The sequence below is a fragment of the Hymenobacter segetis genome (genome assembly GCF_054776495.1).
This window is the reverse complement of record NZ_BAAHBV010000001.1, coordinates 1016664-1043191: the sequence shown is the minus strand read 5'-3', so window position 1 is coordinate 1043191 and position 26528 is coordinate 1016664. Positions and strand designations below refer to the sequence as shown.

The window sequence follows — 26528 nt, the reverse complement described above, 5'->3', positions numbered from 1 at the left end:
ATTTGATTCCTCCGCGCCCCGCGCATGATAAAGCTTCCCCCCAGCTATTCGGAGCCGCTACCGGCGGCCTTCTATCCGGCCTCGGCCCCGCTGCCGTTTTCAAGGGCCGATTTCGGGCCCGATTTTCAGTGGGGAGCCTCAGCAGCCGCTTACCAGACCGAGGGTGCCTGGCAGCACCAGGGCAAAGGTCCCAGCATCTGGGATGATTTTACGCGCCGCAAGGGGACCATCCGGCGCAACGAGCACGGGCGCGTGGCCGCCGATTTCTACAACCGCTACGAAACCGACCTGGACCTGGCCAGCAGCCTGGGCCTGACGGATTTTCGCTTCTCCGCCGCCTGGCCCCGGGTGCTGCCCGAAGGCATCGGGGCCGTGAACCGCCGCGGCCTCGACTACTACGACCGGCTGGTGGATGCCTGCCTGGAGCGTGACCTGCGGCCCATGCTCACGCTCTATCACTGGGATTTGCCCAGCGCCCTGCAAGCGCGCGGCGGCTGGGCCAACCGCGACATTGTGAACTGGTTTTCGGACTACGCCCAAATCATGGCCCGCCGCCTCGGCGACCGGGTGCCGAACTGGTGCGTGCTGAACGAGCCCATGGTATTTGTGGGGGCGGGCCACTTGCTAGGCATTCATGCGCCCGGAAGGCGGCACTTGGGGGCTTTCCTGGCGGCGGCCCACCATGCCACGCTGGCCCAGGCCGAGGGGGGGCGGGCGTTGCGCGCTGCGCTGCCCGACACAGCCCAAATCGGCACTACGTTTTCGTGTTCGCACCTCACGCCGCACCGCCCCGGCAATGCTTACGACGAAGCCGCCAACCGCCGCGCCGATGCCCTGCTGAACCGCTTTTTCGTGGAGCCCACCCTCGGCCTGGGATACCCGGTGGCCGAGCTGCCGGCCCTGCGCTGGCTGCTGGAACGCTACCAAAAGCCCGGCGACGAGCAGCGCATGGCCTTTGATTTCGACTTCTGGGGCATCCAGAATTATACCCGCGAGGTGGTAAAATTCTCGCCCTGGCTGCCCCTGCAATGGGCCGCACTGGTGCCCGCCAAGCAGCGCGGCGTGCCCTATACCGACATGGGCTGGGAGGTGTATCCAGAGTCGATTTACCAAATGTTGAAACAGTTTGCCGCTTATCCAAATGCGCCAACGCTGCTCGTAACTGAAAGTGGTTCAGCGTTTCCGGACGTGGCAATGGATGGCCGGGTGCACGATGCTGCCCGCCGGGCTTACCTGCAGGCAGCCATCGGCCAAGTGCTGCGCGCCCAGCGCGAGGGCATGGATGTGAGCGGTTACTTCGCCTGGAGCCTGACCGATAACTTCGAGTGGGCCGAGGGGTACGGCCCGCGCTTCGGCCTCATTCACGTTGATTATGAAACGCAGGAGCGGATTGTGAAGGACTCGGGGCGCTGGTACCAGGAGTTTTTGGGCGGCGCAGCGGTGGCCGGTACTGCAGATGCCACAATGCGCGCCGGAACGATGCGGTAGTTAGGCGCCGAGACGCGACCCTTCGCGTCTCGGCGTTGAACGAGTACCGTCAGTATGGCGCGAACAACGAGACGTGAAGGGGCGCGTCTCTACAGCAGCATATCGCGGCAGCTCATAAAATGCTCAATCAGCTGCTCCGGCTGTTGCTCATCAAATTCCCCAAAACCCAGCACGAAGGCCGGCGCGGGCTGCACGAAATGGATGGCCTCGTTCACAGCTTTTAAATAGGGGCTGATGCGGTTTTTGTCGCCTCCGGCGGCGGCAAACTCCTTGTCCCAGCGCAATAATTCCGGGTCTTTGCGCACCAGAAACGGAATAACGAAGGGGACGAAGCGGCCAAAAATTGGGTTTTCGTCGGTGGTTAGGCGGGTGTCGGACCAGACGTGGTATTCGGCGAACGAAGCCGGTGGCACCACTACAAATTGTGCTTTTTCCAGCGTCATTTCGGCAAACATTTCGAGTCGATTGGGCTGCGCGTAGAACTGCGCATAGGCCGCGTACCACACCGAGATGCCACCCGGACCCACCAGTTGATAAGGGTGGAACGAGCTGGCGATACCCAAGCCGCCGTGGTTGCCGATGACGAGGCTGTACAGTTCGCCAAACTTCGTTAAGTCAGGCGATTGCTGATAGGGATGGTTGGTGAGGCCGTAGAGATAAAAGCAGGCAAAATCGGCGAGGGATGGACCGATGGGAGCGGCGGGAGCGGTGTCGGGCACGAGCAGGCGGAGCAGGAAAAAGGAGTGGAGCCGGTCGTAAACCGGCCTAATCAACCGCAAACCTACTTCTCCTTCGCCAACCCGGCCCTGCATCGGACGTGGCCATGGTACATTCGGCCTCCCGAATTTCTACACTGCCCTCAAGTGCCGGGGCCGCGAGTGCCTACGCATCATCTACGGCCCCGACTACCTGCTGCCCGGCCACCTCGACCGCCTCCGCCAGCGCAACGTGAAGGCCAAGAGCAACCTCGCCCTGCGCGAGTTCGCCCTCGGCGTCGAGGGCGAACTCGCTTCGTGGCCGGCCAGCCCCTGCGCCGCGTACATCAGTGAGTCTTCGGCGTGCTATCGCTGGAAAACGCGGAGGTGGACCCACGGCTGTAGGACTCAAATTATTAGAAAGGCCTTAAACTTGGAAATAAACTCTCAGAATCATACACAGCTACATCCTTCTTCGTGAATAAATTACGAAAGAATGAGCTTTCTTGCTCTAATTGCTCAAGACTCTTGTTTCCTTTATAAATGCTGATTGCGACTTGGTTTACCTTGCTTTTGTTCACAAAGTCAAGAATGTGTTTGTCAGAGTCGCCGAATGAGAAGCCGTAAAAGACCAAGTTTCTACCTGAGTTCTGGAGTTTGCTGGCGCAAAAGCTTAAATAAGCATTGTTATTAATAGTGCGCAGTTTGTCATCAGCATAGCCTTCGGCGACAAAAATAGGAAAATTATTGTTTTCTATTTCTCTTCTAATCAGGTGAATATATTCAATACGTGCTTCCTCTAATCTGCGGAGTTTGTACGTAGAGCGCTGATTATCGAAAATATATAGAAATAGTGACCCGTGTAAATAGTACACACTTCGAGGATTGCTGTAGGGGATAACGCTGGAAAATTTGAGTTGAGTCGGGCTTGCTTTCTCATAGAAATAGTCTTGAAATGGCGCTTCTAACTTTTGGTATTGATACTCTGAAATAACCTGTAAAATACTTTTGTAAAGAAATACGTCATAATTAGTGGTAAAAATATCTCTAAAATCAAGTAGTTCATATCCAGGCTTCAATAATTGTGGGTAATGTATTTCGCTGTGAGTTGGGTGGTTGTCCTGGACGGTCTTAATCAACCCACTTCTGAGTGCGTCTCTTAGTTTTTCAATCTTATTGCTGGAAATGCCTAGAATGTTATTGATTGTTTCTGTATTATTCAAATTCTGCATAACCAGCTCAAAATTGAATGTTTTGAAGCTGTTGAAAATCTTAAGTAATTCAGGGTTTGTAGTAACTTTGAATTTCTCAAATAAAGATTTGTAAGAAAGTCGTTTGCAAAGAGAAATAGAAAATCCATTTCCCAAGAACAAGTTAGCGTCTTGGAAGCCATCTACAATTGACTCCCATTGGAATACACCAATGTCATTGAGTTCTTTTTCTGTGTGGCTCATAAGGATTACTGGTGTTTTTAAAATGGGATTTGAAATTCGAAGTATAATTAATGAAATTATGCCACTCCAGCGCCCAAGCTACTCCCGCATCTCCCGTCAAGTCCGCGAAGCGGCCGCCGCTACCCAGCGTGTTTCCCTTGGGCTTTAGCCACCAGCGTGCGCTTAATGCGCCGGTCGGGGAAACAGCAGCGCCCGTTTAGGAGTTAGGCAGCAGTTGCGGCACCTACCACGTACTTGTGGCTAAGCATTTAAGCTGACCTTGCCTATCCATGAAAAAACGACTTATCCTTCCGCTCATCGTTACCTGTCTGGGCTTTTTGCTGACCAGCGCCGCCATTGCCCCAACCACTTCCACCGAGCGCCCAACGTATTTTGCGCTGAAGGTATATCACTTAAAAACTGCTCGGCAGGAAGGCCTGATTGACAGTTTTCTGCAGCGGCAATACCTGCCGACTATGCACGCGGCGGGCATTGCTACCATTGGGGTGTTCAAGCCCATCGGCAACGACACGGCCGCCGATAGGCGCGTGTATGTATTCACGCCATTTACTTCCCTGAAACAGTGGGAGAAAGTCGATAAAGAAACGACTGCCAAGCTGCTGGCCGCGGGTGGCACCTACGTCAATGCCGCCTACAACGACCCGGCCTACACCCGGCACGAAACCATGCTCATTCGCGCTTTTGATGAGATGACTGGCTTGACTGCCCCCCGGTTCGAAGCTCCTAAAAATGAGCGGGTGTACGAGCTGCGCAGCTACGAAGGCGCTAGCGAAAAGCTGTTCCGCAACAAAGTTCAGATGTTCAATGCCGGCAAAGAAATCAGGCTGTTTGACCGGCTGGGATTCAATGGCATTTTCTACGGCGAAGTAGTCTTCGGTGCCAAAATGCCCAATCTCATGTACATGACGTCCTTCGCGAACATGCCGGCGCGGGAAGCACACTGGAAAGCCTTTGGCAGCGACCCCGAATGGAAAAAACTATCCGCCCTGCCCGAGTATCAGCATAACGTGTCCCACATCGACATCACATTCCTGCGGCCAACTGATTATTCGGGGCTCTAAAACGAGGTGATAATAGGGGCACGGCTCTACAGTCGTTCAGGCTTTATCCACCAGCGTGCGCTCGATGCGCCGGTCGGGGATGAGCCACATCAGCGCCACGGCTACGTAGATGCCGCCCGCCAGCCACGGTTGCCAGAAGCTGGCCGCAATGCCCGCCAGGTAAAGCGGGGGCGACGACAGGCCCTTGAAGTCGCGCCCAATGGCGCGGGCCAGCGTCGAATCCGGGCCTTCGATGGCGATAATGCAGTTTTGGAGCACGAAATAGGCCACGCCGGCCATGAGCAGTATCACGCCATACACGGCCAGCGTGGCGGGGGCGAAGTGGTTTTCGCCCATCCAGCCCGTGGCGAAGGGCACCAGCGACAGCCAGAACAGCAGGTGCAGATTGGCCCACAGCACGCCGCCGGAAACCTTGCTCGTGCCGGCCAGCATCATGTGGTGATTGTTCCAGTAGATGCCGATGTAGATGAAGCTCAGCACGTAGCTGAGAACCACGGGCAGCAGCGGGCGCAGGGCCGCGAAATCGGCCCCGTGCGGCACCTTGATTTCCAGCACCATGATGGTGAGGATGATGGCCAGCACGCCATCGCTGAAAGCTTCGAGTCGTCCTTTGTGCATGCGGGAGGGGCGGCGGACTGCCGGGGAGCAAGGGGTGAGGCGCTAAAGTAGCGCCGTGCGGCGGCTCCTGCTACTTTCGAAATGCTCAACCCGTCATGCTCACTGGCATCCCGACACAGGAATAAAAACAATGTATCACAAGTTTCAATAATTATTGAAACTTGTGATACATTTGCTTCGCCCAACAGGGACGTCCCGGAACCAACCGGATGGCGGGTCCCCAACACAGGGCAGGAGCGTATGCAACAGCCAAAAATGGTAATCGTCGGGGGCAATGGGTTTCTGGGAAACCACTTGCGCCAGCACTTTCAGCAGTTGGGATACCGGGTGGTCATCATCAGCCGAAATCTGCATACCGGGCCGGATAGTGTGCAATGGGATGCTCGCACGCTGGGCCCGTGGGCCGCCGAGCTGGAAGGGGCCGCCGTGTTGATGAACATGGCCGGCCGCACAGTGGATTGCCGCTACTCCGAAGCCAATAAGCGCGAAATCATCGCCAGTAGGGTAGAAAGTACGCGGGTGCTGGGCGAGGCCGTGGCCGCCTGTGCCGTACCCCCCAACGTTTGGCTCAATTCCTCCACGGCCACAATTTATGCCGATACCGAAGGCGACAAACCAGCCAATACTGAGGCTGCGGGCGTTATCGGCACGGGCTTTTCGGTGGAAGTAGCCAGGTCCTGGGAAGCGGCATTCGACGCGTGCTTTGCGCCGGCCACGCGCAAGGTAGCCTTGCGCACTTCCATTGTGCTGGGGCGGGATGGTGGTGCCTTCCCGGTGATGGCGAAGCTGGCCCGGCTGGGCTTGTGCACGCCCCAGGGCACCGGGCGACAGTGGGTGAGCTGGCTGCACATTACGGATTTCTGCCGCGCTGTGGAGTTTCTGATTTCGCAAACTGAGGAAGCCGGTGCGTTCAACGTATGCGCGCCCAACCCCTTGCCAAACCGGGAATTCAATGCCTTGCTGGGCCGGCAGCTGCGGCCGTTGTTGCGCCTGCCGCAGCCGAAATGGCTGCTGGAAATTGGTGCATTCTTCCTGCGTACTGAAACCGAACTGATTCTCAAAAGCCGCAAAGTATATCCGCAGCGGCTGCTGGAGTTGGGCTTTGAGTTTCGGTATCCCACTTGCGGGCAGGCTATTACGGACTTACTTGCCAGCTAACCTGATTTCAACAATGCAACCAACCGATAATTCTCCCGCACTCACCCTGGCCGAGGCCAAAGCCCAATTCATTCATACCTGGGGTGTATCGGGCGCGAGCTGGGGCGTGAGCAAAACCCTGGCGCAGGTGCACGCCCTGCTGCTGGTGAGCCCTGCCGCCCTGAGTACCGAAGACCTGATGGAGCAACTCACCATCTCGCGCGGCAATGCCAGCATGACGGTGCGCGAGCTACTCGACTGGGGGCTGATTTACAAAGAGCTGCGCCCGGGCGAACGCCGCGAATACTTCATCGCCGAGAAGGATATGCTGCAAGTCACGCGCTGCATCATCCGGGCCCGCAAGCGGCGCGAACTCGACCAGATGAAGCGCAGCCTCGACCAGTTGGCCGCCCTTCCCGGCGATGCGGCCGATGCCGACTACCGTGCTTTCCACAGCGCGCTAACTGACATTCAGCAGCTGGCCACGGTGTCGGATAAATTGCTCACGCGCCTCATGCAGGCCGAAAAGAGCTGGTTCTGGGATAAGTTTATCCGGTTCTTTGTGTAGCCAAACGCTTCTTTTCCATTCAAATTCAATGTCCCAACCAGCTACCTCTGAACAGACCCGCGCCGCCCTCCTAGGCCTAGCCGTGGGCGATGCCCTCGGCGTGCCCGTGGAGTTTTTGTCCCGTGTCGCCCGCCGCCAAGACCCCGTGACCGGGATGCGCGCTTTCGGCACCCACCGCCAGCCCGCCGGCACCTGGTCCGACGATTCCTCGCTCACCTTCTGCCTGGCCGAAACCCTGGCCCGCCCCAGCGGCCGCAGCGGCGCACCCGATTTGGCCGATTTCGCCCGGCGCAGCATCAACTGGCTATATCAATCTTACTGGACCGCGACGGGCGAAACATTCGACGTGGGGAACGCCACCCGCACCGCCATAGACCGGCTTCAGCGCGGCATCATGCCCACCGCCGCCGGACCAAACTCGGAAACCGACAACGGCAATGGCGCACTCATGCGGATTCTGCCGCTGGTGTTTCACGATGTCTGGCGGGCGGAAAACCTGGATTTGGATGCTGCCTGGGCACTTACTGAAAATGTGGCCAGCGTCACGCACGGCCACCCGCGCTCCACGCTGGGCTGCTTTCTGTACCTATTGGTGGCGCGGGGACTATTAGCGGGGCTTTCACCTGTGGAGGCCTGTGCCCGGATGCGCGAGCAGGCTAATCCGTGGCTGGAAAACGGCAGCATTCCGGCCGTGGTTGAAGACAAACACTACCGTTGGTGGGTGCTTTCCGAAGGGATTGTAAATCAGCCGGAAAAGGCAATTTCTTCCTCCGGCTACGTCGTACACACCCTCGAAGCGGCGCTGTGGTGCCTGCTGAAGCACGACACCTACGCCGCCACCGTGCTGGCTGCCGTGAACTTGGGCGACGACACCGATACCACCGCAGCCGTGGCCGGCGGCCTCGCGGGTCTGGCCTATGGCGAGGCGGGCATCCCGGCCGAGTGGCTGGCCGTGCTGGCCCGCCGGGCCGATATTGAGGACCTGGCCGGGCGGCTGGCGGGCGAGTAAGCTGGGCATTTCGCAACTTTCCGTACCTTCTGCCATGAATACTATTCCCGCCCCCCGTCCGCTGCCCAACTCGTATTGGGCCACCCCTTTATTGCTGGCCTCCGAGTACCCCGGGGCCAAGCTGGAAGCCGATGCCGCGCATCGCCTCGACCTGTTATTGGCCGCCGGTATCCGCGACTTCTACGACCTCACCGAGGCCACCGAGCCGCTCGAACCCTACGAAAACCTGCTGCGCACCCGGGCCGCCCACCTGGGCCTGGCCGCCGAAAGCGTGCGTTTCCGCCGCTTCCCCATCCGCGACGTGAGCGTACCCACGCCCAAGCGCCTGGCCGAAGTGCTGGCCGCCATCGAAGACAGTGCCGCCGCCGGCCGCCGGGCCGTGGTGCATTGCTGGGGCGGCGTGGGCCGCACGGGCACGGTGGTGGGCTGCCACCTGCGCCAGCATTTCGGCCTGAGCGGCGACGAAGCCCTGGCCCGCATCGCCGAGGAGTGGAAGGGCGTGGAGAAAAACCACCGCGTGCCCCGCTCACCCGAAACTGCCGAGCAGGCCGCCTTTGTGCGCGCTTTTGAACCCGTTCCGGCGGCTGCTGAATAGGTAAGCAACTGGTTAAACATTGTCATTCCGACGAAGGAGGAATCTGAGGGCTGTATTTTGCCCAGATTCCTCCTTCGTCGGAATGACGCGTTTCAGCGCTTAGTTCACAGGTGTGGGTGCGGCCGGCGTGAGCTTCACGCCAGTATAAAGGTTCGGGTTCTCTACCGAGGCAATGGGCTCGATGCTCAGGCGCTTGTCGTACTTGCTCACGTTGGCCAGCTTGAGCAGCGTGGTATAGTCCGCTGTCCGCCCGCTCTTGGTTTTGATGAAATAGCTGTTGACGTGCAGCGTGGCCGGGTCGTAGCTCACTTCCAGTGCGGTGGTATCGCGCCAGTACGTGTAAAGGGCCTCGGTGGTGCCTGCCGATGATTCGCGCGGGGTGCGGTCGTGGTCTGGGCGGATGGATTGGCTAATGAGGGGCCGGGCAATCTGGTCAGCATTCATGCCCAGCAGAGCGGGCACGTCGAAGGCCCGCTGCACGGTGGGCGCGGTGCTCACGGTTGGGGTTTCGACCACGGGCCGGTCGGTGCTGGCGCAGCTCAGCAGCAGGGCCAGCGGCAGGAGGGGGGCGTAGCGCTTCATAAACGAATGGTAAAGTGAACAGGACTGCTACGTAAGCGGCTCATCCGTGGCTGAAACCGGATAATGATTTTACTGCATAATTGCCTGGCCTGCCGGCCTATTTATCCCGCATTAAGCTCTTCTGAGGCGCTTTCCCGGACATTCTGGAGCCAGGATTGGGATTTTTAAAATAGGCTTTTTCATTGAATGCCTGGGGTGAAATAGTTGATATAATATTTATTATATTTACAATATTATATTCACCGCTAACCCCTGTGGCCATGAAGCCCCATCCCGCCATCGAAAAAAAAGTTGTTTCTCAGGATAATTGGAACGAGACCGTTGAGTCTTACACGCAGCGCCTGGGCACGGCTCCGGACTATTCTCAGTACCCGCCGGTGGTCATTTTTCGGGCCGTCGACCAGGATTATGAGCTGCACCTCATCCAAACCAACGCCCTGCGCGACGGCGGCGAGGTGATTGCGGGCGTGATTCACAACCCGAATATCTGAGTGGTTGCCCGGCCGCCTGCCGCATGCGCGGTTGCCCCGGGCAATAACCTGATTTTTTGCGCTCATCGGCATGAAATTCTTCGTGATTCTGCTGTGCATGAGCCTGACAGTTTGCTATCTACCGGTGGCTGGGCAGGTGCCCCATGCCCCCAATATGCGCCCGGCGCTGCCCCGTCCGGCCCGGCCCGATACGGCCCGCGTGCGCCAGCTGCTGCAAGCCGCACAGCAATGGAGCAGCACTGACATTCCCCGCGCCATTAGGCTGAGCCAGCAGGCGCTGGTGCTGGCCCGGCAGCTCCGCGATTCGGCGGGCGAGGGCCAGGCCCTGCTGCGCCTGAGCACTTTGCACCGTCGTCACAACGATTTTGCGCTGGCCCGCCGCCTGGCCCGGCAGGCGCAGGCGCTGTTTGTGCGGCTGCGCGACCGCCAGGGGCAGGGCCGCGCCTGGCTTCAATTGAGCTTGATTGACATGCTCCAGGGCAACCCCGTGCCGGCCCTGGCGTCGGCCCTTAAAGGCCTGCGGCTGGCCGAGCAGGCGGGCGACTTGCAGACGAAAATCCGCCTGCAAGCCACGCTGGGCGACATCTACTACAAAATGGGGAGCTACGACGAGGCCCTGCCCGTGCTGCAAATAGCCCTGGCCGGCGGCCTGCGCACCCACGACCAGCAAGTGACCCTGCTGGCGCTCAATGGCCTGGGCAACTCGTTTCAGATGCTGAAAAAATGGCCCCAGGCCATTTACTACTACCAGCGGGCGCTGGTGCTGAGCCGGCAGCTCGGCGATGCCATCGGCGAAACCGGCAGCGAAACCAGCCTGGCCGAAGTGTATGGCCTGCAGGGCAACCCGGCGGCGGCCCTGGCCCACGGGCTTCGCGCCCAGCAGCTGGTGCGCGCCACCCACGACGACTACAACTTGCCCGCCGTGGAGCTGATGCTGGCCCGCGCCTACCTGCTGGCCCACCAGACCGATAGCGCGGTGGCCCTGGCCCGGCACGGCCTGCAGCTTAGCCAGCAGGCGCGTAGCAACGAGAACATCCGCAATGCCAGCGACATTCTGGCCCAAGCCTACGCCCAGCGCCACGACTTTGCGCAAGCCTACTACTTCCGCAACCTGCACCTGGCCTATAACGACACGCTCTCGGGCGAGGACACGCGCCGCCGCACCAGCCGCCTGCGCTACGACTATGAGCTCACCAGCAAGCAGGCCCAGATTGACCTGCTCACCAAAACCCGGCAGCTCCAGGCCCAGAAGGCGGCCCGGCAGCGCCTGCAGCTCAATGGGCTGCTGGCCGGTCTGGCCAGTGTGCTGCTGATAGCGGGGCTGCTGTGGCGCAACATCTACCTCAAGCAGCGGGCCAACCGCCACCTGAACGAGATGAATACCCAGATTGCCGCCCATCGCGACCAGCTCAACCGCACCCTGACCGAGCTCCAGGACACCCAGGCCCAGCTGGTGCAGCGCGAGAAAATGGCTTCTCTGGGCGAAATGACGGCCGGCGTGGCCCACGAAATTCAAAACCCGCTCAATTTCGTGACCAATTTCTCGGACCTGAACGTGGAGCTGCTGGCCGAGCTGCAGGAGGAGCTGGCCGGGGAGCACCTCTCCAGCAGTGGCGGGCAAAATATCCAGCAGCTGCTGGATGACCTGACCCTGAACCAGGTGAAGATTCAGGAGCACGGGGCCCGCGCCGACCGCATCGTGAAACGCATGCTGGAGCACTCGCACCCGAGCAGCGGCACCCGCCAAGCCACCGACCTCAACGCCCTGGCCGGGGACAGCCTGCGCCTGGCCTACCACGGCTGGTGCGCTCGCAACAAAGACTTCAGCGCCACGCTCACCACCGATTTGGACCCGCAGTTGCAGCCCGTTCCGGCCGTAGCCCAGGACCTGAGCCGCGTGCTCATGAACCTACTAACCAACGCATTCTACGCCGTAACCGAAAAAGGCAAGCACGCCGATGCCGCCTACCGCCCCGAAGTGCAGGTGCAAACCCGCCAAACTGACCACGCCGTCGAGATTCGGGTGCGCGACAACGGGGCGGGCATTCCGCTGGCGGTGCGCGAGAAAATCTTCCAGCCCTTCTTCACCACCAAGCCCACTGGCGAGGGCACCGGCCTGGGCCTGTCGCTGAGCTACGACGTGATTACGAAGGGACACGGTGGAGTTTTGAGTGTGGAAAGCCAGGAGGGTGAATATTGTCAATTTACTATTAGTCTGCCTGTTACCGTTGAAAAGGTGATGGAAGATGTGGCGACTTGAATTTATATACTATTTATTGAATATATTTAAGTAATTGCTTGTTTAAACTGAACATTATCTAACCGCTTGGTCCGTATGAAATGAATGCCGCCCGGGATGTGCCGCCCGCCTCATCAATCAGAAGGCGGTGGGGGAATTGCCCGCGGGGAAGTAGACATGGTGCAAGGTTAAGTTTTGACACTTACGATGTTGCTCGAACAACTACCGCCTTCTCGTTTCCGGGTTCGGAAACTAGCCCGCCAGCCGGCGCCCCCGCCCCCCAAAGTGCTGGCGCAGGCTGGCACAGGCGTGTCTCAGTTCTTTGCGCAGCACCAGCTGGGGGCCATCCTCCTGCAGGGCGTGCTATTGGCGGGTGGCGTTTTCTCGGCTGCACTGGGGCTGAAGGGCTTTCTGCTGCCGAACGGTTTTATTGACGGCGGGGTAACGGGTATTTCGCTGCTGGTGAGCCAGCTGACGGGTATCTCGTTGTCGGCGCTCATTGTGCTGATTAACATTCCGTTTATCGTGCTGGGGTATTATCAGGTGGGGCAGAAGTTCGCCCTCAAAACCCTGCTCACTATTCTGGCGCTGGCGGGGGCGCTGCTGGTGGTGTCGTTCCCGCCCCTCACGCAGGATAAGCTGCTGATTGCCGTATTCGGCGGCTTCTTTCTGGGAGCCGGGGTGGGGCTGGCCATGCGCGGCGGTGGCGTGCTCGATGGTACCGAAATCCTGGCCCTCTACCTCACGCGCCGGCTGCCCGCTTCCATCGGCGACATTGTGCTGATTATCAACATAACTATCTTCTCGGTGGCCGCCTGGCTGCTGTCGATAGAAACGGCGCTGTATTCCATTCTGGCGTATCTGGCCGCGGCCAAAACCGTGGATTTCGTGCTGGTGGGCATCGAGGAATACACCGGCCTGACCATCATCTCGTTTCACAGCACCGAAATCCGGCGCATGATAACCGATAAGCTCCACCGTGGAGCCACCGTGTACGAATGCACCCAGGGCTTTGGCACCCACGGGCACCAGCATTTGAAAGTGGAGGCCATTTTCACGGTCGTGACCCGCCTGGAGGTGGTCAGCCTGACGGATGAGATTCATAAAATTGACCCGAACGCCTTCGTAGTCTCCCAGAGCGTGAGCGACATGAAGGGCGGCCTGATTAAAAAGCGGGCCTTGCACTAGCCGTTCTGGGATGGGAGCCGGGGCCCCGCGCCGCCGGGCCAATTCAGCAGGAATATCATGGAAAGGTGGTACCGGTTTCTGGGAGTTCGGCCGCACGAAACCACGTCGGTGTGGCTGCTCTTTGCCCATAATTCCCTGCTCAGCTTTGGCACCGTGCTGGTGTATCTGGCGGCCACGGCGCTGCTGCTGGCCCGGCACCCTGCCTCCAGCCTGCCCGTGGCCTACTGCGTGGGAGCAGTGGTTATGGGGCTGACCGGCAGCCTCTATGCCTACCTGGAACGCCGCTGGCTGGGGCCGAGCCTGGCCGTGCGGGCGCTGCTGACGGTGGTGGTCATCGCCGTGGTGCTGGCGCTGGCCTGGCAGCCCACGCCGTCGGTAGCCACGGCCGTGGGCATCATGACGGGCTACCGCCTGCTGTACCTACTCACCAACCTGGAGGCCTGGAGCATGTCGGCCACCCTGTTCAACGCGCGCCAGGGGCGGCGGCTGTTCGGGGTGGTGAGCTCCGGCGAGCTGCCGGCCAAAGCCGTGGGGGCGGCGCTGGCCATTTTCGTACCCGCGGCCCATGCCATTTCGATGCTGTTAATCATGGCGTTGAGCTCCTACGTGCTGGCGGCGCTGGTGCAGCAGGCGGCTTTTCGACGAAGAACCGGGTTGCCGCATTTGCCCCTCGCCCCGCCGGCTGTGCGCAGCCTGCCGCTCATCCGGCAGCTGCTGGGGCCGGGCGCGTTGGTGCGGGTGATGGGACTGAGCGTGATGGCGGTGGCCGCAATAGCGGTAGGAGTGGAGTATGTTTTTTTGCTCAGTGTTCGAAATTTTTTGCCCGGCCCGGTAGATGTGATGCAGTACTTGGGCGCAGTGCTGGCGCTGGCTTATCTGCTGGCGGCGGCGGGCCGGCTGCTGTTTGCGCGGCGCGGCTTGGCCTGGGTGGGCGTGCGCCGGACGTTGCTGCTGCTGCCGTTTATTGTGCTGGGTAGTGTTTTGATATTCTGGGTATTGCGAATGCTTCCCGTGGGGCCGTGGGGCCAGCTGGTTTATTTCAGCGGGCTTTATCTGGGGTTGGAAATATGCCGCCGGGCCTTGTTCGAGCCGGTTTTTCTGGTGCTGTTCCACCGCTTGCCGCCGCCCGAGCACCTGGCGGGGCGCAGTGTCGTGAAGGGGATTTATGAGCCGGCAGGCGTGGGGCTGGGTGGCCTGCTGCTGCTGGCGGCCCAGCCGTTTCCGGCAAACTCCTGGCTGCCCTTTGTGTGGATGGCCGCCCTGGTACTCGGGGTGGTGTATCTGCTGCGGTATATGCTTTGGCACTACCTGGAGGCCCTGAAGACGAGCCTGCACCTGCACGGTGCGGCTGATAATGAGCCGGTTCGGGTGGGCAGTGAGCCGCCGGACCGGCGCTCGGCCGAGGCCGAGTCCAGCGAGGAGATGGTGTTGCAGGCCATCGAGCATCTGCACAAAATAGAAGCCACTGCCCTGCTCGAACAGGCAGAGCACCTGCTCACGCACCCCAGCAACCGCATTCGCCACCGGGCGCTGCGGCTGTTGGGAGACCGGGTGGAACTGCCCCGGCTGCGTCGTCTGGCTCTGGAAGACCCCGACCCGGCCCTGCGCGAAATGGCCAGCTGCCTGGCCGGACCCCACCCATCGGCCGACGACTTGCTGCTGCACCCCGATTGGGCCGTGCGCCAGGGCGCTATCCGGGGCCGGCTGGGCGCGCATCCCACCGATGGCGCGGCCTTGGCCAGCCTGGCCGCCGTGGCGTCCTCGGCCGAAACCAATGCCCGCCACGCGGCCTTGGAGCTCATTGAGCTGCTTACGCCGGAGCAGCAGCAGCAGGCAATCACCATCTGCCTGCACAGCCCCGAGCCCGCCCTGGTGCAGGCTGCCGTACGGGCCGTGGCCGAGGTGCCGGGCCCCGACATTATAAGCCTGATGATAAGCTTTCTGTGCATGAAGAAGGTGCAGAAACCGGCCCTGGCCGGCCTGGTCAGAATCGGGGCACCCGTGCTGCCGCTACTCAAGCCCGCTTTGGCTCAGGAATGCGACCAGCGCCGCGCCCAGGCGATGGCCCAGGTGTGCGCCCGCATGGCCACGCCCGCCGCCCGGCAAGTGCTGCTGGAAGTAGCCAGCGGGGCCAACCTGCAGGCGCGGGCGGCGGCGCTGCGGGCGCTCGACAGCTTTGTCACCATGCCCAGTGACGCGCCGCTCTTTCAGCAGCTCATAGAGGAGGAGATGCGCCTGGCGCAGCACTTTTTGCACGGCATGCACGCCGCCAATTCTGAGCTGCGCGCCGCCCTGCGCCAGGAGCTGCGCCGCTGCACCCAGCGTTTGTTTGGCCTGCTGATGCAGGTGTACGAGCGGCCGCCGCTGCTGGAAGCGCAGCACGGCGCCATCCACACCACCGGCGAAACCCAGGCCAGCGCCCTCGCAATTCTGGAGAATATGATTCCGCTCCCGCTGTTTGCCGGCTTGCAGGCCATGCTGGAAACGGGCCGCCTGAGCCAGCGTGCCGAGGTCATGGATGCCTTGCTCGGCCCCATCACCACCGCCGAAACCGTGCAAACCACCATCGTGCGCCGGGGCGCGGAAGCCTTCACGGCCTGGACGATTAGCGTGGCCCTGCGGCAGTGGCACCCCCAGCCCGCCACCGTATCCTATCTGGTGCCTAACTTGCAATCCACCAGCCTCCTGGTTCAGGAAAGTGCCCTGGCCGTGCTCCAACAATTGCCCGTGCTGCGCCCGGCTGCCTATGACCAGCTCCTCCTCACGCATCCCGCCGTCGCCTTCCTCGCCATGAATCCACAGCCGACTACCCCCCGCACCTCGGCCCGCGACCGGGTCCTCATCCTCAAAGGCACTTCCCTGTTTGCCAACACGCCCGAAAACATCCTCGGCAACATCGAGCCCATTATGCGGGAAGTGGCGTTTGAAGCGGGGCAGGAAATCTTCAGCAAAGGCAGTCTGGGCACCTCGCTGTTCATCGTGAGTGAGGGCGAAGTGGGGATTTTCGACGGCTCGCGCCAACTGACGACCTTCCGCAGCGGCGACTTTTTTGGCGAGCTGGCCCTGCTCGATGCCGAAGCCCGTTCGGCCTCGGCCGTGGCCGTGGGGCCGGCCACCGCGTTTCGCATCGACCAGGAAGATTTCTACGACGTGATGGAGGACTGCCCTGAAGTCACCCGCAATATCCTGAAGGTGCTCTGCCAGCGCCTGCGCCGCCAGAACGAGCGAACGCAACCCCCGCAGCCCCAGCCGGTACCGGGATAATTCGTCGCTTAATGGGTGCGCTTTTTGCCCTCCGGCGGGCCTACCTTGCGGCATGACGCTCCTCATCATTGTGCTAGCTGTGCTGGCGCTTATCGTCCTCAGCAGTTGGGGCAAAGTCAACGCGTTTCTGGCGTTTTTGCTGGTCACCATTCCGGCGGGGCTGGCGCTGGGCCTGCCGCCCGCGCAGGTGCTGGCTGCCGTGCAAAAAGGCCTCGGCGATACCCTGGGCTCGGTTGCGCTGGTGGTGGTATTGGGGGCCATGCTGGGCAAGCTGGTGGCCGAAAGCGGCGCGGCCCAGCGCATCGCCGCCGTGCTGATGCAGGCTTTTGGCTCGAAAAATATTCAGTGGACGATGATGGTCACCGGCTTCATCATCGGCATTCCGCTGTTCTATAACGTGGGTTTTTTGCTGGTTATTCCGCTGATATTCTCGGTGGTATATCAATACCGGCTGCCGGCCGTGTACGTGGGCCTGCCCATGCTGGCCTCGCTCTCGGTATTGCACGGCTTCCTGCCGCCGCACCCGGCCCCCACGGCACTGGTGGCGCTGTTCCATGCCAATGTGGGCCTCACATTTGGCTACGGGCTGCTGGTGGCGGTGCCGGCCGTGGTTGTGGCCGGGCCGCTGTATGCGCGCACGTTGCGGGGCATCGTCTCCGCGCCGCTGGCGGGGTTTGTGAGCGAAGCGCTGGCCGAAAGCGCCTTGCCGGGCCGGGTCAACAGCTTCCTGTCGTCGCTGCTGTCGGTGCTGGTGCTGGCGGTCGTGCTGGGCTTGCAGGCGGTGCTGCCGCCCGGCGGCCCGCTCGCGCCGGCCCTGGCGTTCCTAGCCGACCCGGGCGTAGTGATGATGCTGTCGGTAGGGGTGGCCACGTTCAGCCTGGGCCGCAGTCAGGGCAAATCCATGACCTCCGTGATGGAAACCTACGGTGAAGCCTTGCGCGATGTGGCGCTGCTGCTGCTCATCATCGGCGGGGCGGGGGCGCTGAAGGAAGTGCTGGTGGAAAGTGGGGCGGGCCAGGCCATTGCCGCCGGCCTGAATGGCACCGGGCTTCCGCCGCTGCTGCTGGGCTGGCTGCTGGCCGGCCTCATCCGGGTGTGCCTCGGCTCGGCCACGGTGGCGGGGCTCACGGCGGCCGGCGTGATGCTGCCCACCATGGCCCACTCGACCGTCAATCCCAACTTAATGGTGCTGGCCATCGGGGCGGGCAGCCTGCTGTTTTCGCATCTGAATGACAGTGGGTTCTGGCTGTTTAAGCAATATTTCAACCTCTCGATTCGCGACACGCTGCGCTCGTGGTCAGCCATGGAAACCATTGTGTCGGTGGTGGGGCTGCTGGGCGTGCTGGTGCTCGACTGGGCGCTGCCGTTGGTAGCGCCCGCTCTGGCACGATTATGATGTTTTGAATAGTTTGCAAGTAATTGTTAATCCCTATCTTGGCTTCATCTTAATTCATCCTTCAACCCACGCTGCTCCATGAATTCCCGTAGAAATTTCCTGACCTCGGCCGCGCTGCTATCGGCCGGCTTGCTGGTATCACCGTCCCTGCTGGCCCGCGACAAGGGCTACAACAAAAAGTACATCGGCCTGCAGCTCTACACCGTGCGCGACGCCATGGCCAAGGACCCTGCCGGCACGCTGGCGCAACTGGCCAAAATGGGCTACAATTCGCTGGAGGGCGCGACCTACACCGGCACCCAGAAGTTCTACGGCATGTCACCCAAAGAATTTGCCGCCCTGCTCAAGCAAAATGGCCTGATAATGCCCAGCAGCCACTACCGCCTCGGCGAGGAGCAGATGAACGGTGCGCCCGCCATGGGCACCATGCTCCACGAGTGGGACCGCGCCGTGGACGATGCCGCCGCCGCCGGGGTGAAATACATGGTCTGCGCCTATCTCTCAGAAGCCGAGCGCGGCAACCTCGACCACTACAAGACCATCGCCGACCAGCTCCACAAAGCCGGCGAGCGCTGCCAGAAAGCCGGCATCCAGCTCTGCTACCACAACCATGACTTCGAGTTCGTGCCCCAAAATGGCAAGCTGCCTTACGACCTGCTCCTCGCCACCGACCCCAAATTGGTGAAAATGGAGCTCGACCTCTACTGGGCCACCAAAGCCGGCCACGACCCCCTTACGCTATTCAAGCAGCACCCCGGCCGCTTCCCCCTCTGGCACGTCAAGGACATGGACAAAGCCGCGCCGCACTCCTTCACCGAAGTAGGCAACGGTAGCATCGACTTCAAAAAAATCTTCGCCCACGCCAACGAAGCCGGCCTGCAATACTTTTTCGTGGAGCAGGACATCACGCCCGGCTCACCCTTCGATAGCGCGGCTAAAAGTTTGGCTTACATCAAGAAAAACCTGGTGTAGCCCGCCGTGCCGACGGCGCTACCCCTGCGCCGTCGGCCGGATTACGATTTCGCCCACATCCACATCGGCGGGCTGCTCGATGGCAAATACCATGGCGCGGGCAATGGCATCCGGCGAAATGGCCAACTGCTCGCTTGTGGCCCGGATTTGGGCCTGCACGGCCAAGTTGGTCATGGAATCGGCAAAATTGGTGCGCACGAAACCGGGCGAAATAATGGTCACGCGCAGTTTATCGCCGGCTTCCTGGCGCAGGCCCTCCGAAATGGTGCGCACGGCATTCTTGGTACCGGCATACACGGCCTGCATCGGCACAATTTTCAGGCCCGCCGTCGAAACGGTGTTGATGAAATGTCCGAAGCCCTGCCGGCGAAAAACTGGCAGCGCGGCCGCAATGCCGTACAGCACGCCCTTGATGTTGACATCAATCATCTCCTCCCAATCCTCCACGCGCAGCTCATCAAGCAGCGAAATAGGGCCAATGCCGGCATTATTGATGAGCACATCGAGCTTGCCGAACCGCTCAAGCGCCAGCCCGACGAGGTTGGCCACTTCATCGCGCCGCTTCACGTCGGTAGGGGCATAGGCGACTTCCCCGCCGGCCGCCTTAATGCGAGCGGCCAGCGCCTGCAGGCGTTCCAGGCCGCGAGCGCCAAGCACCACTTTGGCCCCGCGCCCAGCCAGGAGGAGGGCCACGGCCTCGCCAATTCCGCTACTGGCCCCCGTGATGACGACGACTTTGCCTGCTATTGAGCTTTCCATGTTGTGTTACTGGTTTAGTAGCACAAAGGTCTCTGTCTGCGGCAATGCAGAAGTATGTGAATCAATCCAAAAGTTATGAAAGTGCTACCGGTTGCCGTCGGTAGTGGTTGGGCGGCAGCCCGGTTTGCTTTTTGAAGAAGCTGTTGAAGTTAGAGGCGTGCTCAAAGCCGAGACAGAAGCCGATTTCAGCAATGCTCCAATCGCTGTTGCGCAGCAATGCTTTGGCTTCGTCCGTCATCTTTTCAGCGATGTGCTCGGTGGTGGTTTTGCCCGTTATTTCTCTCAGCGCCTTATTCAGGTGGTTGGTATGCACGGCGAGCTGCCGGGCAAACTCGTTCGCATTTTTGAGCGGCAGTTTATGGTGCGGCGATGCGATGGGGAACTGCCGGTCCAGCAATTCTAGAAACAGGGAGCCGAGGCGCGCCGCCGAAGTGCCTGGCTGGTAGAAGTGCGCCGCTGGCGCAATCTTAAGCGACTCATGAAGGATGATTTGTACGTAGCTGCGCAACAATTCATCACGGTTGGCATACGAAGACTGCAACTCCACCAGCATTTGCTCGAAAAGGCTGCTGAGCCGGCCTACCACTTCCGGCGCAGGAAATAACACCGGCGTGCCACCCACCCGAAATAGCGGCGAACCCGCCACGCTGGTCGTGCGCAGCTGCTGCGTAATAAACTCCTCCGTAAACAAGCACACGAAGCCGGTTTCGCTCCCGTTCGTGCGCTCCCATGAGTAGGGAATCAGGGGATTAACAAAAATCAGGGCTGAGTCCTGCACCTCAACCCGCTGGTCGGCATACGAAAGAATGCCCTGCACATTGCACAACAGCTTTATCTTATAAAAATCCCGCCGCACATGCGGAAAAGAGCTTGGCGTAGGAACGTCCTCAATCCGGTAAGCGGTGAACTGTCCCATTGCCGGATTTCCTCGGCTGTACCGTTGGTAGTAATCAGCAATACTTTCACGTGAACCCATTGCCAAAGTTATGCAACTCAAATTGCGGCGCTATTCTTATGAGTTGAATAGAAATAAGTCATGCTGAGCGCAGCCGAAGCATCTCTACCGCAATACTATTCCTTTTGATTGGAAATTAGTTGCGCGGTAGAGATGCTTCGGCTGCGCTCAGCATGACGTTCTGTTATTCCCGAAAAGCTCCTTACTTCGCCGCCGCCATTGGCAGCTCCCGAATCCAGATATTACGGAAACTCAGCGGCTCGCTCTTGTCGCCGTGGGCCTGGAGCTTGATGGGCGAGGGGCCGTGCGCCGCCTGGTACGAGGCCTTGCCGATGTACTGCGTAGGGCCGGTGAGGGCGGTGTGGTCCTGCACCAGCACGCCGTTGAAAAACACGGTGGCATAGGCTGGCGTCACCAGCGCGCCGCCCGCGCCGAACACCGGGGCCGTCCACACCACGTCGTAGGTTTGCCACTCGCCGGGCTTGCGGGCGGGGTTGGCCAGCGGGATGGCCTGCTTGTAGAGGCTTCCGGCCATGCCGTTGACGTAGGTTTTGTTCTGGTACGCGTCCACTATTTGCAGCTCGTAGCCCAGGTCACCGCTGCCCGTTGAGGCCAGGAATACGCCGCTATTGCCCCGGGCCTGCCCCGTGCCGGTGATATTGGCCGGAATGCGCCACTCCAAGTGCAGCTGGTAGTTCCCGAAGCTGCGCTTGGTTTCGATGTTGCCCACGTCCTTTTTTACGGTCATAATTCCTCCCGCCACCGTCCAGCTGGCCGGCGCTTTGTGGTCGCTGGTGAGCACCCACTGGTCCAGGTTCTTACCATCAAACAGCACCAGCGCATCCGAAGGTGCATCGCCGACAGTTTTACCGGGCGTCACCACTTTGGGCACGGGCTCATACACTTCCGTATCCTCGGGTTTGGCGGTTTGCTGGGCGTGGACGGCTCCCAGGCTGCCGGCCAAAAGGGCGGTGAATATCAGGCGGGTTTTCATGAGAAAAAGGATTGGAAGGTGGGAGAGATGACGGTGAAGCGGAGCCCGCTACACGTCGCACAGTTGCACAGCTTTGCGCAGCGAGGCCAGCTTGTCGGGCTGCTTCGGTATGAATTCCTGTGCCACGTAGCCCTTAAAACCCGTAGCCACAATGGCCCGCATGATAGCCGGGTAGTACAGCTCCTGGGTTTCGTCGATTTCGTGGCGGCCGGGCACACCGCCGGTGTGGTAGTGTGCGATGTAGGCGTGGTTATCGGTGATATTACGGATGATGTCGCCCTCGTCAATCTGCATGTGGTATATGTCGAAAAGCAGCTTGAAATGCTCTGAGCCCAGCTTTTTGGCCAGCGCTACGCCCCAGGCTGTGCGGTCGCATTGATAGTCTTTGTGGTCGATTTTGCTGTTCAGCAACTCCATCACCAGCACTACTTTGTGCTTGGCGGCCAGCTCCAGCAGGGGCGTCAGGCCCTTCACGCAGTTGGCCCAGCCGGTGGCATCGTCCTTGCCCCGCCGGCTCCCGCTGAAGCAAATCAGGTTCTTATAGCCCGCCGCCGCCACTTTCGGAATCATCTCGGCGTAGCTCTTCTGCAGCGTGGCGTGAAACTGCGGGTCGTTGAAACCATCAGTCAGGTTGATTTCGGCCCCGTTGCACATCGGCGAATCCAGCCCATACTTCTTCAGCGTGGGCCAGTCCTTCGGCCCAACCAGGTCGATGCCCTTGATGCCAATGCTTTTGGCCGCCGCGCACAGTTGGTCGAGCGATAAATCGCCATAGCACCAGCGGCACACTGAGTGGTTGATGTTGTTTTTCAAAGCGGGCGAATCCAGCGCGTTTTCGGCGGGGACGAAAGCGCCGAGCGCTCCCGCCGCTCCGGCGGCGGCCGTGCCCGCCAAAATGTTTTTGAGCGCCGTGCGGCGGGTAGGAGGCGAGGCCATGACGGGCGGTTTTATTTCAGGGTCAGAATGTATTTCACCATTTCCCGGGCGTCGGCCTCGGTCACGCCGGGGTGCGGCGTCATGGGAACTGCCCCCCAGTTGCCAGAGCCGCCCTGAATGATTTTACCGGCCAGCATGCTGATATTTTGCTCATTAGACGGATATTTCTGGGCTACGTCGGCGTAGGATGGGCCTACCAGCTTCTCCTTTTCTTTATGGCAGCTGGCGCAGTCAGAGGCCGCCATCAGCTTTGCCCCGTTGGCCACCAGGCCGCCGCTGTGCCCGGTGCCAATCTTCGAGGTGCTGGTATCGACCTGCGGCTGCTCGGCCACGGCGGCCACGTTGGCACCGGTGGTGCTGTCGCTCTTGAGTTCGGCCGACGAGGCCGACTGCTGGCTCACTTCATCGGGGCCATCTTTTTTGTAGCCGGAATCGCAGGCGGCCAGCAGGGCACAAAGGCTGAGGAATAAGGCAGTTTTTTTCATGGGAAGGAGGCGGTTAAATTCCGAGCAGGGAATGGTTGAGGGTCGGGTTGGGGGCCGTGGCGGCGAAGTCGTCGAACGCCTTTTCTGTGACGCGAATGATGTGGTCTTTGATGAATTGAGCGCCTTCGCGGGCCCCATCTTCGGCGTTTTTTAGGGCGCATTCCCACTCCAGCACGGCCCAGCCGGGGAAGTCGTACTGGGTCAGCTTGCTGAAAATGGCTTTGAAATCGACCTGCCCATCGCCCAGCGAGCGGAAGCGGCCGGCCCGGTTCAGCCAGCTCTGGTAGCCGCCGTACACGCCCTGCCGCCCCGTGGGGTTGAACTCGGCATCCTTGACGTGGAACATCTTAATCCGCTCGTGGTAGATGTCGATGTATTCCAGATAATCAAGGCATTGGAGTACGAAATGCGAAGGGTCGTAGAGCAGGCAGGCGCGCGGATGCTGCTTCACTTGGTCCAGAAACAGCTCGTAAGTCACACCGTCGTGCAGGTCCTCGCCGGCGTGAATTTCGTAGCACAAGTCCACGCCGCACTCGTCAAACACATTCAGAATCGGCAGCCAGCGGCGGCCCAGTTCGGCAAAGCCATCCTCAACCAGCCCGGCCGGCCGCTGTGGCCAAGGGTACACCATGGGCCACAGCAGCGCCCCGCTAAAGGTGGCGTGCGCCTTCAAGCCCAGGTTTTGGGAGGCTTTGGCGGCATATTTCAACTGCTGCACCGCCCATTGCTGGCGCGCATTGGGGTTGTTGCGGTAGGCCTCGGGCGCGAAGCCGTCGAATAGCTGGTCGTAGGCCGGGTTCACGGCCACCAGCTGTCCCTGCAGGTGGGTCGATAATTCGGTGATTTCCAAGCCAGCGGCATTCACCACACCCCGGATTTCGTCGGCGTAGGTCTGGCTTTCGGCGGCTTTTTGCAGGTCGATGAAGCGCGGGTCGTTGGTGGGCAGTTGCACGCCTTGAAAGCCCAGGCCCTTGGCCCAGGCGCAAATGCCGGCCAGACTGTCGAAAGGCGCTTCATCGCCGATGAATTGGGCAAGAAAAACGGCGGGTCCCTGAATGGTAGTCATGGGCGGGTCAGACGGTGAATTCGGTCCATTTCTTATCAGAATGACCCGAGGCAATGACGTTTTCGATGAATGCCATGCCCCGGATGCCTTCCTCCAGCCCTGGATAATCGAGGGCTTCGGGCGGGGCAGTCTGGCCGGCCATTTCGGCTTGCAAGGTCAGGGCGAAGTTGCGGTAGATGTTGGCGAATGCTTCGAGGTAGCCCTCGGGGTGGCCGGCTGGGGTGCGGGCATTATGCTGCGCGAAGGAACCGACGTAGCCCGTGCCCGTCCGATAAATCTCGGTGGGCCGGTCCAGCCACTTCACTTGCAGCGTGTTGGCATCTGCCTGCTGCCACTCCAGCCCGCCCTTGTCGCCATAGGCCCGGACGCGGACGTTGTTTTCCTCGCCGGCCGCCACCTGGGTGGCTACCAGCACGCCGCTCGCGCCGTTGGATAGCCGGAGCAATACGGCCCCGTCATCGTCCAGCCGACGGCCCGGCACCACGGTATTGATGTCGGCGCAGAGCTTTTCGACTTGCAGGCCGGTCACGTATTCCAGCAGGTTGAAGGCGTGGGTCCCGATGTCACCCATCGCCCCGGCAATGCCGCTGCGGGCGGGGTCGGTGCGCCAGGCCGCCTGCTTGTTATCCGTGCCTTCCTCAAAGGCGCTGAGCCAGCCCTGCGGGTATTCTACGTAGGCCTTGCGGATGGGGCCAAATGTGTTCGCGGCAATGAGTTGCCGGGCTTCTTTCACCATTGGGTAGCCGGTGTAGGTGTGGGTCAGGCAGAGTTTCCGGCCGTTGGCGGTGGCAATTTCCTTCAATTGCTTGGCCTCGGCCAGCGAGAAAGTCATCGGTTTATCGAGAATGACGTGGAAGCCGTTTTCCAGCGCCAGCCTGGCGGGCTCGAAGTGCAGGTGGTTTGGTGTAACGATGGCCACAACCTGCACCCGCTCGGTTTCATGCCGCTGCTTTTCCTGCATAATCAGCTCCTCAAAAGAGCCGTACACGCGCTCTGGGGCCAGATTCAGCAGTACGCCTGTGGCCCGCGACTTCTCCGCATCGCTGCTGAACGCGCCGGCGGTGAGTTCATACAGGCCATCGAGGGCGGCGGCGATGCGGTGAATGCCGCCGATGAACGCGCCCTGGCCGCCGCCAATCATGCCCAGTCGTAGTTTCATAGGAGGGAGTGTGGTGCTAAAAGTAGAGACGCAAATATGCGTCTCTACACTTCCAAACGAGCGTTGGCTTCGGCGTAGCTGAGGTCTTCAGCTGGTGCGGGGGCGTTCTGGTCTTTAAAAAGCAGCACGAATACGGCCAGCACCACGGCCGCAATGCCGGCCGGAATCAGCCAGATGGTGTGCCAGTCGTGGAGGTCGCCGGTGGTTTTGTGGGCGTCCACAATCTGGCCCGAGAGGAGGGAGCCGATTAGCATGCCCACGCCGTAGGTAGCCAGCGTGATAAAGCCCTGGGCCGCGCTTTTCGACTGCTCACCGGCGAGGTTGTCGGTGTAAATCTGGCCGGTTACGAAGAAGAAATCGTAGCAGATGCCGTGCATCACGATGCCTGCAATCAGCATCCAATAGTTCGAATCGCCGTTGCCGTAGGCGAAGAAGATATACCGTACTACCCAGGCCAGCATGCCAATAGCCAGCATTTTCTTCACGCCCAAGCGCACGAAGAACACCGGAATTAGTAGCATAAACAGCACTTCCGAAACCTGCCCCAGACTCTGGATGCCAGCGGCCGATTTCATGCCCGTCTCATTCAAAAATGGATTGGTGAAGCCATAGTAAAACGACAGCGGTACGCAGATGGCGACCGAGGCCAGGAAAAAAATCAGGTAAGAGCGGTTCTTCAGCAGGCCGATGGCTTCGAGGCCCAGTAGCTCGCCCATAGTGGCGGGGCCAGCTTTTTTGACGGGCGGCGTGGGCGGCAGCGTGAAGCTGAATACCCCGAGCAGGGCCGAAGCCCCGGCCGCCATCTGAAACGTGAGGCCAAGGTTGCCGCTCTGCTCCCAATTCAGCCAGCCGATGGTGATGCCGGCGATAATCCAGCCCAGCGTGCCCAGTACCCGAATCGAGGCAAATTCCTTCTGCGGATTCTGCATCTGGCGGAAGGAAATGGAGTTCACCAGCGCCAGCGTGGGCATGTACACTATCATGTACGTCAGCACGTAAGGGTAGAAGGCCGAAAAATCGCCTGCCCGCGATGCCAGCCACAGCAGCGCTGCGCCCAGCAGGTGCAACACCCCCAGGATTTTCTGGGCCGAGAAGAACCGGTCGGCAATCAGCCCGATGATGAACGGGGCCACAATAGCCCCCACCGACTGTGTGAGAAAAGCACTGCCCACCTGCGTACCGGTGGTGTGCAGGTTATGCAGCAGGTAGGTGCCCAGCGTCACGAACCATGCTCCCCAGATGAAGAACTCCAGGAACATCATCAGGGACAGCTTAAAGCGGATGGCGGGCGTCATGTGGGAGGGTTTGGAGGTAGGATTCAGAAGCAGGCGGAACATTGACCGTCATGCAGAGCGCAGCGAAGCATCTTTACCGCACAACGCAATTATTTACTATTGCAGTAAAGATGCTTCGCTGC

The 26528-nt window shown here is 60.4% G+C and carries 25 protein-coding genes; 13 read left to right on the top strand and 12 right to left on the bottom strand.

The features are described 5' to 3' along the window. Positions 1-24: 24 nt before the first annotated feature. A complete protein-coding gene (locus tag ACYU70_RS04520) occupies positions 25-1488 on the top strand; it encodes a GH1 family beta-glucosidase (RefSeq protein WP_342296331.1) in 1464 nt (487 codons plus the stop codon). A gap of 89 nt (positions 1489-1577) precedes the next feature. On the opposite strand, the gene ACYU70_RS04515 is transcribed toward ACYU70_RS04520, so the two are convergent. After that, positions 1578-2207, bottom strand: coding sequence for a hypothetical protein (locus ACYU70_RS04515; protein WP_342296330.1), 630 nt, complete (start codon positions 2205-2207; stop codon positions 1578-1580). 49 nt (positions 2208-2256) lie between these two features. Between ACYU70_RS04515 and ACYU70_RS04510 the strand changes: the two genes are divergently transcribed. Continuing rightward, positions 2257-2664 (top strand): hypothetical protein, encoded by a 408-nt coding sequence (locus tag ACYU70_RS04510; RefSeq protein ID WP_342296422.1) that lies wholly within the window; start codon positions 2257-2259, stop codon positions 2662-2664. Here ACYU70_RS04510 and ACYU70_RS04505 read toward each other — a convergent pair. Then, positions 2600-3637 carry a DUF4917 family protein gene (locus tag ACYU70_RS04505; RefSeq protein WP_342296329.1) on the bottom strand — a complete coding sequence of 346 codons (1038 nt, stop codon included), beginning with the start codon at positions 3635-3637 and terminating at the stop codon, positions 2600-2602. The genes ACYU70_RS04510 and ACYU70_RS04505 overlap by 65 nt on opposite strands. Before the next feature lie 269 nt (positions 3638-3906). Between ACYU70_RS04505 and ACYU70_RS04500 the strand changes: the two genes are divergently transcribed. Continuing rightward, positions 3907-4698, top strand: a complete 792-nt coding sequence (locus ACYU70_RS04500) for an NIPSNAP family protein (protein ID WP_342296328.1) — start codon at positions 3907-3909, stop codon at positions 4696-4698. Positions 4699-4734: 36 nt separating this feature from the next. On the opposite strand, the gene ACYU70_RS04495 is transcribed toward ACYU70_RS04500, so the two are convergent. After that, positions 4735-5316 (bottom strand): TMEM175 family protein, encoded by a 582-nt coding sequence (locus tag ACYU70_RS04495; RefSeq protein ID WP_342296327.1) that lies wholly within the window; start codon positions 5314-5316, stop codon positions 4735-4737. Positions 5317-5556: 240 nt separating this feature from the next. On the opposite strand from ACYU70_RS04495, the gene ACYU70_RS04490 reads away from it, so the two are divergent. Genes ACYU70_RS04490 through ACYU70_RS04475 form a run of 4 tightly spaced genes read left to right on the top strand, consistent with a single transcriptional unit; the run spans position 5557 to position 8625 of the window. Beyond that, the gene (locus ACYU70_RS04490; protein WP_460615905.1) at positions 5557-6474 is read left to right on the top strand and encodes a TIGR01777 family oxidoreductase; all 918 of its coding nucleotides are present in this window, start codon (positions 5557-5559) and stop codon (positions 6472-6474) included. A 13-nt stretch (positions 6475-6487) separates the two neighbouring features. Then, positions 6488-7021 carry a GbsR/MarR family transcriptional regulator gene (locus ACYU70_RS04485; RefSeq protein WP_460615904.1) on the top strand — a complete coding sequence of 178 codons (534 nt, stop codon included), beginning with the start codon at positions 6488-6490 and terminating at the stop codon, positions 7019-7021. Positions 7022-7049: 28 nt separating this feature from the next. Then, positions 7050-8030, top strand: a complete 981-nt coding sequence (locus tag ACYU70_RS04480; RefSeq protein WP_460615903.1) for an ADP-ribosylglycohydrolase family protein — start codon at positions 7050-7052, stop codon at positions 8028-8030. A 34-nt stretch (positions 8031-8064) separates the two neighbouring features. Continuing rightward, positions 8065-8625: a protein-tyrosine phosphatase family protein gene (locus ACYU70_RS04475; protein ID WP_460615902.1), complete on the top strand. Its 561-nt coding sequence runs from the start codon at positions 8065-8067 to the stop codon at positions 8623-8625. Positions 8626-8724: 99 nt separating this feature from the next. Here ACYU70_RS04475 and ACYU70_RS04470 read toward each other — a convergent pair whose 3' ends face one another. Then, the gene (locus ACYU70_RS04470) at positions 8725-9207 is read right to left on the bottom strand and encodes a hypothetical protein (RefSeq protein ID WP_460615901.1); all 483 of its coding nucleotides are present in this window, start codon (positions 9205-9207) and stop codon (positions 8725-8727) included. A 260-nt stretch (positions 9208-9467) separates the two neighbouring features. Between ACYU70_RS04470 and ACYU70_RS04465 the strand changes: the two genes are divergently transcribed. The 6 genes from ACYU70_RS04465 (at position 9468) to ACYU70_RS04440 (ending at position 18757) form a co-directional block, all read left to right on the top strand. Further along, entirely contained in the window at positions 9468-9698 is a 231-nt protein-coding gene (locus tag ACYU70_RS04465) for a hypothetical protein (protein ID WP_460615900.1), read from the top strand. Between the two features lie 70 nt (positions 9699-9768). Further along, positions 9769-11958, top strand: a complete 2190-nt coding sequence (locus tag ACYU70_RS04460; RefSeq protein WP_460615899.1) for an ATP-binding protein — start codon at positions 9769-9771, stop codon at positions 11956-11958. A 186-nt stretch (positions 11959-12144) separates the two neighbouring features. Then, entirely contained in the window at positions 12145-13125 is a 981-nt protein-coding gene (locus ACYU70_RS04455; RefSeq protein ID WP_460615898.1) for a YitT family protein, read from the top strand. A gap of 57 nt (positions 13126-13182) precedes the next feature. Beyond that, entirely contained in the window at positions 13183-16389 is a 3207-nt protein-coding gene (locus ACYU70_RS04450; RefSeq protein ID WP_342299910.1) for a cyclic nucleotide-binding domain-containing protein, read from the top strand. A 52-nt stretch (positions 16390-16441) separates the two neighbouring features. Further along, a complete protein-coding gene (locus tag ACYU70_RS04445; RefSeq protein WP_342299911.1) occupies positions 16442-17785 on the top strand; it encodes a gluconate:H+ symporter in 1344 nt (447 codons plus the stop codon). Between the two features lie 78 nt (positions 17786-17863). Continuing rightward, positions 17864-18757, top strand: coding sequence for a sugar phosphate isomerase/epimerase family protein (locus ACYU70_RS04440; protein ID WP_342299913.1), 894 nt, complete (start codon positions 17864-17866; stop codon positions 18755-18757). A gap of 18 nt (positions 18758-18775) precedes the next feature. Here the strand turns inward: ACYU70_RS04440 and ACYU70_RS04435 are convergent, their stop codons facing one another. The 8 genes from ACYU70_RS04435 to ACYU70_RS04400 form a co-directional block, all read right to left on the bottom strand. Next, positions 18776-19516 carry an SDR family oxidoreductase gene (locus ACYU70_RS04435; RefSeq protein WP_342299914.1) on the bottom strand — a complete coding sequence of 247 codons (741 nt, stop codon included), beginning with the start codon at positions 19514-19516 and terminating at the stop codon, positions 18776-18778. Positions 19517-19589: 73 nt separating this feature from the next. Then, on the bottom strand, positions 19590-20513 hold the full coding sequence (locus tag ACYU70_RS04430) for a helix-turn-helix domain-containing protein (protein WP_460615897.1): 924 nt from the start codon (positions 20511-20513) through the stop codon (positions 19590-19592). A 160-nt stretch (positions 20514-20673) separates the two neighbouring features. Further along, positions 20674-21465 carry a 3-keto-disaccharide hydrolase gene (locus ACYU70_RS04425; RefSeq protein ID WP_342299917.1) on the bottom strand — a complete coding sequence of 264 codons (792 nt, stop codon included), beginning with the start codon at positions 21463-21465 and terminating at the stop codon, positions 20674-20676. Positions 21466-21513: 48 nt separating this feature from the next. Continuing rightward, positions 21514-22401: a hydroxypyruvate isomerase family protein gene (locus tag ACYU70_RS04420; RefSeq protein ID WP_342299919.1), complete on the bottom strand. Its 888-nt coding sequence runs from the start codon at positions 22399-22401 to the stop codon at positions 21514-21516. 11 nt (positions 22402-22412) lie between these two features. Next, positions 22413-22886 (bottom strand): c-type cytochrome, encoded by a 474-nt coding sequence (locus ACYU70_RS04415; protein WP_342299921.1) that lies wholly within the window; start codon positions 22884-22886, stop codon positions 22413-22415. Between the two features lie 13 nt (positions 22887-22899). Beyond that, complete coding sequence (locus ACYU70_RS04410; RefSeq protein ID WP_342299922.1) at positions 22900-23952, bottom strand: sugar phosphate isomerase/epimerase family protein; 1053 nt, start codon at positions 23950-23952, stop codon at positions 22900-22902. A gap of 7 nt (positions 23953-23959) precedes the next feature. Further along, positions 23960-25111: a Gfo/Idh/MocA family protein gene (locus ACYU70_RS04405; RefSeq protein ID WP_342299923.1), complete on the bottom strand. Its 1152-nt coding sequence runs from the start codon at positions 25109-25111 to the stop codon at positions 23960-23962. A gap of 44 nt (positions 25112-25155) precedes the next feature. Continuing rightward, a complete protein-coding gene (locus tag ACYU70_RS04400) occupies positions 25156-26406 on the bottom strand; it encodes a nucleoside permease (RefSeq protein ID WP_342299924.1) in 1251 nt (416 codons plus the stop codon). Between the last annotated feature and the right edge of the window lie 122 nt (positions 26407-26528).